Origin of the sequence: Kitasatospora sp. NPDC087315, from assembly GCF_044744345.1 — a bacterium.
GTDB lineage: Bacteria > Actinomycetota > Actinomycetes > Streptomycetales > Streptomycetaceae > Kitasatospora.
On record NZ_JBIUYD010000012.1, the window covers coordinates 1 to 13,283 of the forward strand.

The 13,283-nt window shown below is 74.3% G+C and carries 12 protein-coding genes; 4 read left to right on the forward strand and 8 right to left on the reverse strand.

Annotation, left to right across the window (positions count from 1 at the left end; genetic code table 11):
* The 3 genes from ACIO5D_RS18570 to ACIO5D_RS18580 all read right to left on the reverse strand — a co-directional run.
* Positions 1 to 167: ATP-binding cassette domain-containing protein (locus ACIO5D_RS18570; RefSeq protein ID WP_400796656.1), on the reverse strand; the 167-nt coding region annotated here is incomplete at its 3' end.
* Between the two features lie 190 nt (positions 168 to 357).
* Complete coding sequence (locus ACIO5D_RS18575; protein ID WP_400796390.1) at positions 358 to 2,526, reverse strand: restriction endonuclease; 2,169 nt, start codon at positions 2,524 to 2,526, stop codon at positions 358 to 360.
* Between the two features lie 166 nt (positions 2,527 to 2,692).
* The gene (locus ACIO5D_RS18580; protein WP_400796392.1) at positions 2,693 to 3,364 is read right to left on the reverse strand and encodes a hypothetical protein; all 672 of its coding nucleotides are present in this window, start codon (positions 3,362 to 3,364) and stop codon (positions 2,693 to 2,695) included.
* A 179-nt stretch (positions 3,365 to 3,543) separates the two neighbouring features.
* On the opposite strand from ACIO5D_RS18580, the gene ACIO5D_RS18585 reads away from it, so the two are divergent.
* Positions 3,544 to 4,539 (forward strand): hypothetical protein, encoded by a 996-nt coding sequence (locus ACIO5D_RS18585; protein WP_400796395.1) that lies wholly within the window; start codon positions 3,544 to 3,546, stop codon positions 4,537 to 4,539.
* A gap of 66 nt (positions 4,540 to 4,605) precedes the next feature.
* On the opposite strand, the gene ACIO5D_RS18590 is transcribed toward ACIO5D_RS18585, so the two are convergent.
* Both ACIO5D_RS18590 and ACIO5D_RS18595 read right to left on the reverse strand, forming a co-directional pair.
* The gene (locus ACIO5D_RS18590; RefSeq protein ID WP_363612672.1) at positions 4,606 to 4,917 is read right to left on the reverse strand and encodes a hypothetical protein; all 312 of its coding nucleotides are present in this window, start codon (positions 4,915 to 4,917) and stop codon (positions 4,606 to 4,608) included.
* Positions 4,918 to 5,247: 330 nt separating this feature from the next.
* A complete protein-coding gene (locus tag ACIO5D_RS18595) occupies positions 5,248 to 6,225 on the reverse strand; it encodes a formylglycine-generating enzyme family protein (protein ID WP_363612674.1) in 978 nt (325 codons plus the stop codon).
* A gap of 94 nt (positions 6,226 to 6,319) precedes the next feature.
* On the opposite strand from ACIO5D_RS18595, the gene ACIO5D_RS18600 reads away from it, so the two are divergent.
* Together ACIO5D_RS18600 and ACIO5D_RS18605 are read left to right on the forward strand one after the other, a co-directional pair.
* Positions 6,320 to 6,955: a PadR family transcriptional regulator gene (locus tag ACIO5D_RS18600; RefSeq protein WP_400796399.1), complete on the forward strand. Its 636-nt coding sequence runs from the start codon at positions 6,320 to 6,322 to the stop codon at positions 6,953 to 6,955.
* Positions 6,952 to 8,775 (forward strand): sulfatase, encoded by a 1,824-nt coding sequence (locus ACIO5D_RS18605; protein WP_400796402.1) that lies wholly within the window; start codon positions 6,952 to 6,954, stop codon positions 8,773 to 8,775. Before ACIO5D_RS18600 ends, ACIO5D_RS18605 begins: the two co-directional genes overlap by 4 nt.
* A gap of 50 nt (positions 8,776 to 8,825) precedes the next feature.
* Here the strand turns inward: ACIO5D_RS18605 and ACIO5D_RS18610 are convergent, their stop codons facing one another.
* The 3 genes from ACIO5D_RS18610 to ACIO5D_RS18620 are packed head-to-tail and all read right to left on the reverse strand — an operon-like array spanning position 8,826 to position 12,207.
* The gene (locus ACIO5D_RS18610) at positions 8,826 to 9,563 is read right to left on the reverse strand and encodes a succinate dehydrogenase/fumarate reductase iron-sulfur subunit (protein WP_400796405.1); all 738 of its coding nucleotides are present in this window, start codon (positions 9,561 to 9,563) and stop codon (positions 8,826 to 8,828) included.
* Positions 9,560 to 11,506, reverse strand: a complete 1,947-nt coding sequence (locus ACIO5D_RS18615) for a fumarate reductase/succinate dehydrogenase flavoprotein subunit (protein ID WP_363612682.1) — start codon at positions 11,504 to 11,506, stop codon at positions 9,560 to 9,562. Before ACIO5D_RS18615 ends, ACIO5D_RS18610 begins: the two co-directional genes overlap by 4 nt.
* Positions 11,503 to 12,207 carry a succinate dehydrogenase cytochrome b subunit gene (locus tag ACIO5D_RS18620; protein WP_363612684.1) on the reverse strand — a complete coding sequence of 235 codons (705 nt, stop codon included), beginning with the start codon at positions 12,205 to 12,207 and terminating at the stop codon, positions 11,503 to 11,505. Before ACIO5D_RS18620 ends, ACIO5D_RS18615 begins: the two co-directional genes overlap by 4 nt.
* Before the next feature lie 96 nt (positions 12,208 to 12,303).
* Between ACIO5D_RS18620 and ACIO5D_RS18625 the strand changes: the two genes are divergently transcribed.
* Positions 12,304 to 13,242 carry a LysR family transcriptional regulator gene (locus ACIO5D_RS18625; RefSeq protein WP_400796408.1) on the forward strand — a complete coding sequence of 313 codons (939 nt, stop codon included), beginning with the start codon at positions 12,304 to 12,306 and terminating at the stop codon, positions 13,240 to 13,242.
* Positions 13,243 to 13,283: the final 41 nt, after the last annotated feature.

The window sequence follows — 13,283 nt, forward strand, 5'->3', positions numbered from 1 at the left end:
GACTTGCCGGAGCCGGAGGGGCCCATGATGGCGGTGAACTCGCCCTGCGGGAAGGTGACGCTGACGTTGTCGAGGGCGACGACGCGGGTCTCCCCCTCCCCGTAGACCTTGTTCAGACCGGTGGCGCGGGCGGCCGCCCGGCCGGTACGGACGGCGGTTGCGGGCATCGTCACGGGGGGACTCCTGGGGACGGGAACGGATGATCTTCTTCCGTTCAATCCTCCCAATCGGTTCGGGCGCGATGTGTCGGTCGCGGGGACGGTGACCCCCCGCCGTCCCGGCGGGTCGGCGGGGGTCCTTCTCATCCTCAGGTATGACATCCGCCCCTGAGAGGGGTCGCGGCGTCCGCCCCGGCCGCTACTCGACCGCGACGCCCCAGTGCACCGCCAGCCCGGCCAGGCCGCCGGTCACCGCGGTGCCGGACGGCGTGAACTGCCAGGACCCGCCGGTCCGCCGGAACGAGCCCAGCAGCATCGCGCTGTCCGGCATTCCGCCGGTGGCGGCCGTCCAGCTCTCCGGCCCGGCGGCGCCCGGCCCGTACGCCGCCGTCAGGGCGAGGCCGTGCACATAGCCGAGCGGCACCGCGGGCGGCTCCTCCTCCTCGGTGGAGGCGGCGAGCACCACCTCGTCCACCCCCGGCGCCAGCCGGCCCAGCTCCAGGGTGACGCGGGCGGCCCGGGCCGGCTCGCCGGGCACCGACCGGGTGGGGTGCAGCCGGACGGCACCGTCCGGATCCTGCGGGTTGTTGAAGAAGACGAAGTGCTCGTCGCTGACCACCCGTCCGGAGGCGCAGAGGAACGCCGAGACGTCCAGCTCCACCGCGTCCCCGCCGGCGGTGCGGCTGCGCCAGGTCAGCTCCACGCTGGTCCGGTGGTCCGCCGCCGCGCCGTCGGCCGGCTCGGCGGGGGCCGCTGCCCCGGCCGCGGCCGGCCCGCCGCCGTTGGTGCGGTCCCCGCCCAGCCGGCCGCGCAGCCCCTGCTCGGCCAGCAGCTCGACCAGCTCCGGCCCGCTCACCAGCGTCAGCGGCTTGTTGCGGATGTAGTCGTACGAGCCCGGCCCGAATCCGGCCGTGGTCACCAGGATGCCCTTGATCGCACCGTGGTGGCGCACGGTGGAATCGAGGTCCCGGACGGCGGTGGGGGAGACCGTCGACCGGTAGCGCTTGGCCTGGATGACGATCCGTCCGCCGGTCACCGGGTCGAGGTCCTCGGCGACCACGTCCACCCCGGCGTCCCCGCTGCGGGCCGTGGTCATCACCCGGAAGCCGCGCAGCCGGAACAGTTCGGCGATCAGCTCCTCGAACTCGATCGGGTCCATCTCGAAGAGGTCCGGCTCGTCCTCGCCGCCCTGCCCGGCCAGACTGCCGCCGACCGTCTCCGGCAGGCGGTCCGGCCGCACCTCGTCCAGCCGCTCCGGGCGCGCCGACAGGGTGCCGCCGAGCCCCTGGAAGCACTCCACGGCCGCCACCCGGTCCAGCGCCAGCGCCGCGAACTCCGCCCGGGAGACCGTCACCGTCGACAGGAACCGCTCCGCCTCCCGGCCGGTGGCCGGGTCGATGCCCCGGACGAAGCCGTTCAGCACCACCGAGTCCAGCAGCCCGTCCCGGTCCGCCCGGAACAGCTCCGCGACCACCCGCAGCGCGCTCTGTGCCAGCACCTCCCGGTACAGCGCCTTGCGCTCGGTGGCCGGCCGGGCCACCTCCGCCTCCCGGTCGTCCGTCTTGACGTAGCGCACCCGCGAACTCGCCGGGACGATGTCCGGGCCCGGCAGCTCCCAGTTCACCACCAGCTGGCGGGTCGACACCTCCCAGGCCGCCACGAGACGGTGCGGGAACCCCTCCGGCCAGGCCGCCGAGGCGTACAGCCCGGCGGTGAAGTACTCCTGCACGGCCTCCGCCTCGCCGGAGCGCAGCCGCCGCAGCAGCTCCTCCGTCCGGGCGGCGCGGTCCTCGTCCTGCCGGCGGTGCTGGGCGACCCAGTCCAGGTACTGCTGGTGGTAGTCGGCCAGCCTCCGCTGCCGGTCCGCCTCGGCCGCCTGCGCCGCGTACCAGTCCTGCTCGAACCGGGCCCGGGCCTGCGCCACGTACTGCTCGTACTGCCGCCAGACCCCGGGGTTGCGGGCCTGGACCTGGTCCGGCGGCGGCACCTGGTAGTGCGCCTGGTCCGGCATCGGCACCGGCTCGCCGAGCCGGCCCGGCTCGAACGGCGGCTGCGCCTGCGGCGCCAGCAGCGCCTGCGGGCTGAACGCGGGCTGCCGCAGACCGGCGGGCAGCAGCCCGCGCAACTCCTCGACCCGAGCGTCCAGTTCGGCCGTCCGCCGGGCTACCTCCGCCTCCCGCGTCTGCTGGTACGCCCGCAGCGCCTCACGCTCGCCCCGGGTCGCCGCCCGCTGGGCCTCGCGCGACTCGCGCTCGCGCCGCCGCTGCTCGGCCGTCTGGGCGCGCCACTGGGCCTCCTCCCGGCGCTGCTGCTGCCGCTGCGCCTCCGCCCAGACCGCCAGCACCCCGTTGTTCCGCCGCCCCGCCACCGTCCACCCCTTCGTTCCGCACCCGGCCCCGGCGCGCCGCCTCCCGGCCGCGCCACCACCGCGCCCGCCACAATAGAACGTGGACGGGCGAACCGCCCAAGCGCCCACGGCCTGCGGCGGCCTCCGCGGGCGGGGGCGCCGTCACCGACCTCCGTGGTCAGTGCACCTACCGCCCCGCGGACGGTACTTCCGCGTACCAGCGCCAGTCGGTGCGACGCGGGCGCCCGGGCGTCCCGGCCCGGCCGGTGGCCCAGAGCAGCGTCTGCCAGGGGTCGGCGCCCTGGCCGAGGGGGACGTCCGGGAAGAGCCGGGCCAGGGTGCGCCGGCAGGGGCCGGCCGGGGGCTGCCAGGGCAGACCGAGGCCCTGGGCGACGTCGTGCACGTGGACCAGCGTCTCCACCAGGCTCATCGCCGTGAACCCGGCCGGGTCCGAGACGCCCCACGGGTGGTACGCGCGGGTCCCGGGCGCGGCGGTGCGGGCCATCGCGACCATCAGCGCACCGCTCGCCTCCAGCACCTGGAGCAGTCCGGCCGGGCCCGCGTCGCGCTCGGCGTGGACGAAGCCGTTCGGCGCGCCGGGGGCGTGGCGCACCGTCAGGAACGGCACGTAGCGGTCGAGCGGCGGGGCCCCCGGCCCGAGCTGGGCCGCGTAGGAGAGCAGATCGTCGGCCAGGTGCTCGACGGTGGCCCAGCAGTCCCACGCCAGCGCTCCGGCGGGCCGGGACCAGTCGGCGCCCTCGGGAGCGCCGCGCAGCGCGGCCGTGGCGAGGCGCAGGGTGAGCGCCAGGTCGTCGGCGGTGACGGGCCCGGGGGCCTCCGGGGCGGTTTCTTCGATCATGGCGGGACGGTACCAACGGCCGGCCGGGCCGCCGAGCGGATTTCCGGGGCGCGTGAACGGCCTGCTCACCGGCCCCGACGGCGGGGCGTCGCCCCGGTGGCGCCCGCTGTCCCGGCGGCCGCCCGGCGGGACTGTCCGGGGCAGCGGGTAACCTCGCTGTTTCGTACGGGAGGACGAGCGTGAACCCACAGCAGCGGCCGGAGCGGCCCACCGGCTGGATCTCCACCGGCCTGCACTGGAAGGACGGCCGGCCGGTGCTCAGCGCCGTCAACGGCGGCCGGGTGCACGAACGCGCCGCCGCGCCCGGCACCGAGGTCGGCTGGCTGCTCACCGGGCCGCGCCGCTGCACCGGCGCGTGGATCGCCGGCATGCCCGAGCGCACCCCCTGCCCCCACCGGGCCACCATCGACCCGGACGGCGGCGCCGTCCAGTGCGCCGCCTGCCAGAGCGTCGACCGCGGCCTCGCCCTCGCCCGGGACCAGATCCTCGACGACGGCCGCACCTACCTGCTCTACCTCGCCTGGTTCGGCGACGGCCTGCTGAAGGTCGGTCTCACGGCCGAGCAGCGCGGCACCAGCCGGCTGCTCGAACAGGGCGCCCTGGCCTACACCTTCGCCGCCCGGGGCGGACTGCCCGCCGTCCGGCGTGCCGAACTGACCGTGGCCGCCGCGGGCCTGGCCCGGGAGCGCTTCACCAGCCGGGTCAAGCTCGACCACTGGTGGCGGCACGGCGACGCGGACGGGCGCCGGGCGATCCTGTCCGACGCCCGGGGCCGGGCCCACCGGCTGCTCCACGGCCACGCGGTGGAGCTCCTGCCCGCCCGCCCGGTCACCGACCACATCGACCTGTTCGGCCTGGCCGGAGGCGCCCCCGCCGCCTACCGGCAGGTCACCGGGCTCGCCTCCGGCGCCGTCGTCGCGGGCACGCTGCGGCCGCCCATCGGCCGTCACCTCTTCCTCGACCCGCCGGAGGCCCAGGAGATCCAGGGGACCCAGGGGCGCCCGGAGACCCCGGGGGGAGCGGCGGACGCCGCCGAGAGTACGCCGTTGCTGCTGGACACCCGGCTGCTCACCGGGTGGACCCTCACCCCGGTGACCGGGCGCCGGCCCGAGGGCCTGGCCCTGCGTGCCCGGGTGCGGCCGAGGGAGGAGGACGCCCAGGAGGCGCTCTTCTGACCCGCCCCGGCCCCCGCGCGGAGAGCCCCCACGCCGAGGGCGAGGGCCCCGCTCAGAGGGCCCCGCTCAGAGCAGCTTGCTGCGTACCCCGCCAGGGCCGGACCGCGCCCGGCGGGAAAGCGGCGGCCGCGAGGGCCGGACATCCGGCCGGGCGGGCTCGGCGCTCTCCGGGGGGCACACCGCGCGGGTGGCGACCGAGGCCCGCGCGGCGGCGAGCGCCAGCCGCGCCAGCAGCCGGTCCTCGCCGATCCCCGCCGCCCGCTTCGCCTCCTGGCAGCGCGAGCACCAGAGCGGGGACGCGGGCCCGTCCGGATACGTCATGCTCTCGGGCGGCAGGTAATGGCCGCCGCACTCGACGCACTCGAAGACCAGCCTCATCCGACGATCACCGTTCCGGATCCGTGGCACCGGCCGCACGGCGACCAGAAGGTGTGGATCTCCGGCACCATGTTCCTCTCCTCGTCCAGCCCGACCGTGGCCTCGGTCTTCTCGGTCCCTCCGGACCCGCCACACCCGGAACAGGACTGAACCTCGGGCATATGCAACCCTCCGTAGCGCGGGAACCACCGTAGCGCGAATTCCGGGTGTGCAGCACCGGCGCTGACGAAGCACCACTCCTGCGGGGCGCGTGCGACCGTCCGGCGTGCGCCCCCATATCTACTGCGCACTCCGTGCACGTCCCGCGCGCGCCCCGGTGCCCCGCGCGCCTCAGCGGGTCGGGACGCCGTCGGCCACCGTCCGGAAGCCGCAGTTGCCGCTGGTGGAGTCCGGGGTGTTGCCGGTCCGCGCGGCCACCCGGTAGCGGTTGCAGTACGAGTCGTGGCACAGGTAGGAGCCGCCGCGCAGCACCCGCCGCCCCCGCCCGTCCCGGTCCTCCCGCGGTCCGCGCGGGTCGTACCGGGGCGAACGGGTGTACCAGTCGGGGTCGAAGCGGTCGGCGCACCACTCCCAGACGTTCCCGGCCACGTCGTACAGACCGAAGTCGTTGGGCGGGTAGTCGCCCACCGGCGAGGTGGCGTACCAGCCGTCCTCGCCGCTGGGGAGATCCGGGAACCGGCCCTGCCAGATCCGGCAGCGGTGCGCGCCGTCCGGGCGCAGTTCGTCGCCCCACGGGTAGCGCAGCCCGGGGTGCGGGCCGCGGGCGGCGTACTCCCACTCGGCCTCGGTGGGCAGCCGGCGCCCGGCCCAGCGGCAGTACGCCAGCGCGTCGTGGTGGCTGATGTGCACCACCGGGTGGTCGGCCAGGTCGGCGGTGTCGCTGAGCGGGCCGTACGGGTGCCGCCAGTCGGCGCCGCGCACCTCGGTCCACCAGGGCGCGGCGGGGGAGCGGCCGAGGACGTCGGCCGGTTCGGCGACGACGAACAGGTGGAAGACGGCCGAGGAGCCGGCCCGTTCGGCGTCGGTGCGGTGGCCGGTGGCCTCGGCGAAGGCGGCGAACATCGCCGTGGTGACGGGCGTCGCGTCGATCGCGAACGGCGGCAGCTCCACGGTGTGCACCGGCGTCTCGCCGTCCGCCGGGTAGCCCTCGCCGAACGCGTCGCCCATCGCGAAGGCGCCGCCGGGCAGTTCGATCTGCCGGTGCCCGGGCCGCAGTGCGGCGGGTGACGGCGGGGGCTCCGGCGGCCGGACGGGGGTGGCCGGCCGGTCCGGCAGACAGCACGCCTTCCTCGGCGGGGGTTGACTCATGGCCTCAAGCTATAGCATTTTTCACCTAGGTGACTATTCATCTAGGTGGGCGGAGCCGTCCGTCCGCCGGACGACGGAAGAGAGCGACCCGCCCGTGAAGTTCGACCATGTCCTGCTGGGCCTGCTGGCCCTCCATCCGCGCAGCGGCTGGGACCTGCGCCACTGGCTGGCGAGCGAGGGCCGCTTCGTCCGCTCCAACGTCCACCAGAGCCAGATCTACCGGCTGCTCAACCGGATGAACGAGAAGGGCTGGGTCGAGTTCGAGGTCGACCCGCGCGACGGCCGCCCGGACGCCAAGGTCTACCGCCTCACCGAGGCCGGCCGGGCCGAGCTGCTGGCCGAGGCCCGCTCGCCCTACCGGCCGACCAGCCGGTTCCAGGACCCGGACTTCATGACCCGGTTCTTCTTCGCCGGGATGCTCGCCCCCGACGTCCTGCCCGGCCTGATCGACACCGAACTCGCCTACCGCCGCCACCAGGTCGCCACCTCGCGCGGCCGCGACCGCGGCATCGCCTTCCCCGAGGGCACCCCGGAGGCCGACGCCTACCGGATCCGCCTGATCCGCGAGCTCTCCCACCAGTACGGCACCTCCGCCGTCGACGCCTGGATCGACTGGCTGGAGCGCACCCGAAGGCTGCTCCAGGACGCCCAGGGCGCCGACGGCACCCCGCTGAACCCCGTCCGCACGTCCGCGGCCCCGCCGCCCACCGAAGGAGACGACACCCGGTGAAAGCCGTCATGGTCATGTTCGACAGCCTCAACCGGCGGTTCCTGCCGCCCTACGGCTGCGACTGGACCCTCGCCCCGAACTTCAGCCGGCTCGCCGAGCGCGCCGCCACCTTCGACAACTGCTACGGCGGCAGCATGCCCTGCATGCCCGCCCGCCGCGAGATGCACACCGGGCGCTACAACTTCCTGCACCGCTCCTGGGGCCCGCTGGAGCCCTTCGACGACTCCGTCCCCGACCTGCTCGGCCGCTCCGGCGTCTACACCCACCTGGTCACCGACCACCAGCACTACTGGGAGGACGGCGGCGCCACCTACCACAACCGCTACGACAGCTACGAGTTCTTCCGCGGCCAGGAGGGCGACAAGTGGAAGGGCCACGTCGCCGACCCGGACATCCCCGAGACGCTGTCCTGGCGCGACGGCCCGATGTGGCGCCAGGACTGGGTCAACCGCCAGTACCTGGCCGACCTCGCCGACCACCCCCAGACCCGCACCTTCGACGCCGGGCTGGAGTTCATCGCCACCAACCGCGACGCCGACCGCTGGTTCCTGCAGATCGAGTGCTTCGACCCGCACGAGCCGTTCTACTCCTACGAGCAGCACAAGAAGCACTACCCGCACGACTGGGACGGCCCGCACTTCGACTGGCCGGACTACAAGCGCGTCACCGAGACCCCCGAGGCGGTCGAGCACGCCCGCAACGAGTACGCCGCGCTGCTCACCATGTGCGACGACTCCCTCGGCCGGGTCCTCGACGCCTTCGACGAGCACGGTCTCTGGGACGACACCCTGCTGATCGTCTGCACCGACCACGGGCTGCTGCTCGGCGAGCGCGGCTGGTGGGGCAAGAACATCCAGCCCTGGTACGACGAGAACATCCACACCCCGCTGTTCATCTGGGACCCGCGCACCCGCGCCACCGGCCGCCGGGCCGCCCTCGTCCAGACCATCGACCTCGGCCCCACCCTGCTGGAGTTCTTCGGCGTCCACCGCACCCCCGACATGCAGGGCCGGCCGCTCGCCGACACCGTCGCCCACGACACCCCCGTCCGGCCGCACGGCCTGTTCGGCGTCTTCGGGGGCCACGTCAGCATCACCGACGGCCGCTACGTCTACATGCGGGCCTGCAAGGACCCGTCGAACCGGCCGCTCCACGAGCACACCCTGATGCCCACCCACATGCGCGGCCACTTCAGCCCGCAGGAGCTGGCCGCCGCCACCCTCGAACCGCCGCTGCCCTTCACCAAGGGCGTCCCCGTGCTCCGGTTGCCCGCCCAGTCCTTCGGCAACCCGTACGCCTTCGGCACCCTGCTGTTCGACCTCGACACCGACCCCGGGCAGGAGAACCCGCTGGTCGACGACGAACTCGAACTCCGGCTGGCGGCCCTGCTCACCCAGGCCCTGCGGGACAGCGACGCCCCGGCGGACCAGTTCGAACGCCTCGGGCTGCCCGCCGAGGGGCCGGTCACCGCGGAGCACCTGCTCGCCCGCGCCCAGCAGCCGCAGGCCCGCGCCGCCGCCGAACCCCTCCCCGACCCGGCCGAGTTCCCCGAGACCCCGCTCTCCGTCCACACCCCGCTGCGCGTCCTGCTCCAGGACGACCGGGCGCGCGCCGCCGTCCTCGACCAGCTGCCGATGCTCGCCGCCCCCGGCCTCCGGGCGATGCTCGGCGCGCTGAGCCCGCTGCGCCTGGCGGCCATGGGCCCCTCCGTCCGCCCCGCCCAGCTGCGCCTCCTCGCGGACGCCCTCGCCGTCCCGCCCGCCGACGGGAGCGCTGACGGGGCCGCTGACGGGACCGCCGACGGGGCCGCCCGGGGCTGAGCACGCCGAGGGCCCCCGCCACCCGGTGGCGAGGGCCCTCGGCCGGCCGGTCAGCCCGTCGCGCTGCGGAGGAACTCGCGGTTCATCGCCGCGATGCTGGGCAGCGGGATGCCCTTCGGGCAGGCGGTGGCGCACTCGCCGGTGTTGGTGCAGCCGCCGAAGCCCTCGGCGTCCATCGCGGCGACCATGGACCGCACCCGGGACTTCCGCTCGGGCGCGCCCTGCGGCAGGACGTTGAGGTGGACGACCTTGGCGGAGGTGAAGAGCATCGCCGAGCCGTTGGGGCAGGCGGCGACACAGGCGCCGCAGCCGATGCACTCGGCGTGCTCGAAGGCCGTGTCGGCGGCCGCCTTGGGCACGGGGGTGGCGTGGGCGTCGGGGGCGCTGCCGGTGGGGGCGGTGATGTAGCCGCCGGAGCCGATGATGCGGTCGAACGCCGAGCGGTCCACCACGAGGTCCCTGACCACCGGGAAGGCGGAGGCCCGCCACGGCTCGATGTCGATGGTGTCGCCGTCGGTGAAGTGCCGCATGTGGAGCTGGCAGGTGGTGGTCCGCTCGGGGCCGTGGGCCTGGCCGTTGATGACCATGCCGCAGGCGCCGCAGATGCCCTCGCGGCAGTCGTGGTCGAAGGCCACCGGGGTGTCGCCCCGGGTGATCAGCTCCTCGTTGAGGGTGTCGAGCATCTCCAGGAAGGACATGTCGGGACTGATCCCGCTGACCTGGTAGGTGGTCATCGAGCCCGGTGCCTCCGGGCCCGTCTGGCGCCAGATGCGCAGGGTGAGGTTCACGCGTAGCTCCGCTGGGTGGGGTGGACGTGCTCGAAGTCGAGGTGTTCGCGGTGCAGGACGGGGGCCGTGCCGGTGCCGGTGAACTCCCAGGCGGCGGCGTAGGAGAACTCCTCGTCGCGGCGGGCCGCCTCGCCGTCCTCGGTCTGGCTCTCGACCCGGAAGTGACCGCCGCAGGACTCCGCGCGGTGCAGGGCGTCCAGGCACATCAGCTCGGCCAGCTCGAAGTAGTCGACCAGGCGGTTGGCCTTCTCCAGCGACTGGTTGAGCTCCTGCCCGGTGCCGGGGACCTTGATCCGACGCCAGAACTCCTCGCGCAGCAGCGGGATCCGGGCGAGGGCGCGGCGCAGGCCGGCCTCGTCGCGGGCCATCCCGCACTCGTCCCAGAGGAGTTCGCCCAGTTCGCGGTGGAAGGAGTCGGGCGTCCGGTCGCCGTCCACCGCCAGGATCAGGTTCAGGCGGTCCGTCACATCGGCCTCGGCCGTGGCGATTTCCGGGTGGTCGTCCGGAACGGCCGGCAGCGGGTTGCGGGCGAGGTAGTCGTTGACGGTCGGCGGGAGGACGAAGTAGCCGTCCGCGAGCCCCTGCATCAGCGCGCTGGCGCCGAGCCGGTTGGCGCCGTGGTCGGAGAAGTTGGCCTCGCCGACCGCGAACAGGCCGGGGACGGTGGTCTGCAGGTCGTAGTCGACCCAGAGCCCGCCCATGGTGTAGTGGATCGCGGGGTAGATCCGCATCGGCACCCGGTACGGGTCCTCGGCGGTGATCCGCTCGTACATCTCGAACAGGTTGCCGTACTTGGCGGCCACGGCGTCCCGGCCCAGCCGGCGGATGGCGTCACCGAAGTCCAGGTAGACGCCCTGCCCGCCGGGGCCGACACCGCGGCCCTCGTCGCAGACGTTCTTGGCGGCCCGGGAGGCGATGTCGCGCGGGACGAGGTTGCCGAACGACGGGTAGATCCGCTCCAGGTAGTAGTCGCGCTCGGCCTCGGGGATCTCGGCCGGCGGCCGGGTGTCGCCCTTGGCCGAGGGCACCCAGATCCGGCCGTCGTTGCGCAGCGACTCGCTCATCAGGGTCAGCTTCGACTGGTGCTCGCCGGAGCGCGGGATGCAGGTGGGGTGGATCTGGGTGAAGCACGGGTTGGCGAAGTAGGCGCCGCGCCGGTGGGCCCGCCAGACGGCCGTGGCGTTGGAGTTCTTGGCGTTGGTGGAGAGGTAGAAGACGTTGCCGTAGCCGCCGCTGGCCAGCACCACCGCGTCGGCGGTGTAGGTCGAGACCGCGCCGGTCACCAGGTCCCTGGCGACGATGCCGCGCGCCCGTCCGTCGATCACCAGCAGGTCGAGCATCTCGGTGCGCGGGTGCATCTCGACGTTCCCGGCCGCGATCTGGCGCGACAGCGCCTGGTAGGCGCCGAGCAGCAGCTGCTGGCCGGTCTGGCCGCGGGCGTAGAAGGTGCGGGACACCTGGACGCCGCCGAAGGAGCGGGTGTCCAGCAGGCCGCCGTACTCGCGGGCGAACGGGACGCCCTGGGCCACGCACTGGTCGATGATCTCCACCGACACCTGGGCGAGCCGGTGCACGTTGGACTCGCGGGCGCGGAAGTCGCCGCCCTTGACGGTGTCGTAGAAGAGCCGGCGGATCGAGTCGCCGTCGTTGCGGTAGTTCTTGGCGGCGTTGATGCCGCCCTGGGCGGCGATCGAGTGGGCCCGTCGGGGGGAGTCCTGGAAGCAGAACTGCACCACGTGGTAGCCCTGTTCGGCGAGGGTGGCACCGGCCGCGCCGCCGGCCAGGCCGGTGCCGACCACGATCACGGTGTGCTTGCGCCGGTTGGCCGGGTTGACCAGCTTGGCGTCGAACCGCCGCTGGTCCCAGCGCTGTTCGATCGGCCCGGCGGGGGCCCTGGTGTCGGCGATCGGCTCGCCGACGCGGTAGTCGCTGTAGGCGCTCAACTCACCACTCCGGTCATCACGGCCACGGGGACGGACAGGAAGCCGACGGTCAGCACCAGGGCCAGGCCGTTGGCGGTCAGCTTCAACGCCCGGTCCCGGCGGGCGTTGTTGGCACCGAGGGTCTGCGCGGCGCTCCAGAAGCCGTGCCGGATGTGCAGACCGACGGCCAGCATCGCGACGACGTAGATCACGCAGCTGTACCAGTTCGAGAAGGAGGCCACGATGTTCTGGTACGGGTGGCCGTGTTCGGCGGCCGGGTTCACGGTGAGCGTGGTGAGGTCCAGGATGTGCCAGACGATGAACAGCGCCAGGATCACCCCGCCCCAGCGCATCGTGCGGGTCGCGTAACTGGCCCGCCGCCGCTGGTGCACGTACTTGCTCGGCCGGGCCGCGAGGTCGCGCCGGCTGAGCTGGTACGCGGCCACGCCGTGCAGCAGGACGGCGGCGAGCAGGCCGGCCCGGGCGATCCAGAGGAACCACTCGTGGCCGAGGAAGGGCTGGCCGAGGGTGCGCAGCCACGCCGCGTAGCCGTTGATGTCGTCCGGGCCGAAGAAGACCTTGAGGTTGCCCAGCATGTGTGCGACCAGGTACAGCAGCATGACCAGTCCGCTGACGGCCATGACCGCCTTCTTGCCGACGGTCGACCGCCAGAGGGTCGCCAGGGTGGACGGATGCCGGCCCGTCCGAGTCGCGGTTGTCATGGCGACAACGGTAGGGACGGCCGGGTGGGTGCGTCCAAGACATGATGCGGCTCACGACGATAGCCGGTGCCTATCGAGTGTGCCTATCCTGGCCGGGTGCAGCTCCAGCAACTCCGCTACTTCCTCGCCGTCGCCGAGACCCGGCACTTCACCCGGGCGGCCGAGGCGGCCCATGTCGCCCAGCCCTCGCTCTCGCAGCAGATCCGCGCACTGGAGCGGGAGCTGGGTGCCGAACTGTTCCATCGCACCCGCGGCAACATCGCCCTCACCGACGCCGGCGACGCGCTGCTGCCACTCGCCCGGCGCATCCTCGCGGACACCGAGAGCGCCCGGCTGGCCGTCCAGGAGACGGTGCAGCTGCGCCGCGGCCGGGTCCGGCTGGGGGCGCCGCCGAGCCTCTGCACCAGCCTGGTGCCGGATGTCCTGCGGCTCTTCCGGGACCGCTACCCGGGGGTGGCACTGGTGGTCCGGGAGGGCGGCTCGCGGGACCTGGTCCGGACCCTGGCGGCGGGGGAACTGGACGTCGCGTTGATCATCACACCGCCGAGCGGTGAGGCGGCGCCCGCGCTGGCGGTCACCGAGCTGCTGCACGAGGAGCTGGTGCTGGTCTCCGCCGAAGCCGAAGCCGAAGCCGGGCCGCGCCGCCGGGCGCGGGTGGCGGAGCTGCGCGGGCGGCCGCTGGTGATGTTCCGCGAGGGCTACGACCTCCGGGAGGCGACGCTGGCGGCCTGCCGGGAGGCCGGGTTCGAGCCGGAGTTCGCGGTGGAGGGCGGCGAGATGGACGCGGTGCTCGGCTTCGTCCGGGCGGGGCTGGGGCCCGCCGTGCTGCCGGGCATGGTCGCGGCCCGCTCGGGGCTCGTCGTCACCCCGTTCGCCGGCCCGGGCCTCGGGCGGACCATCGCCGTCGCGCACGGCCACGAGGTCCCGCTGACCAGGGCGGCGGCCGCCCTGCGCGAGACACTGCTCTCCCATCTGCGCGGCGCGGCCCGCGACGGCGAGCTGCCGCCGGGGACGCGGCTGCTGCTGGGGCCGTGACAGGCGAGGGGCCCGGGACCACCGCGTGGTCCCGGGCCCCT

Coding starts and splice junctions, on each gene's coding strand:
- ACIO5D_RS18620 (WP_363612684.1), bottom strand. CDS start 12,207: ATGACAACCGCGACTCGGACGGGCCGGCATCCGTCCACCCTGGCGACC.
- ACIO5D_RS18590 (WP_363612672.1), bottom strand. CDS start 4,917: ATGAGGCTGGTCTTCGAGTGCGTCGAGTGCGGCGGCCATTACCTGCCG.
- ACIO5D_RS18580 (WP_400796392.1), bottom strand. CDS start 3,364: ATGATCGAAGAAACCGCCCCGGAGGCCCCCGGGCCCGTCACCGCCGAC.
- ACIO5D_RS18595 (WP_363612674.1), bottom strand. CDS start 6,225: ATGAGTCAACCCCCGCCGAGGAAGGCGTGCTGTCTGCCGGACCGGCCG.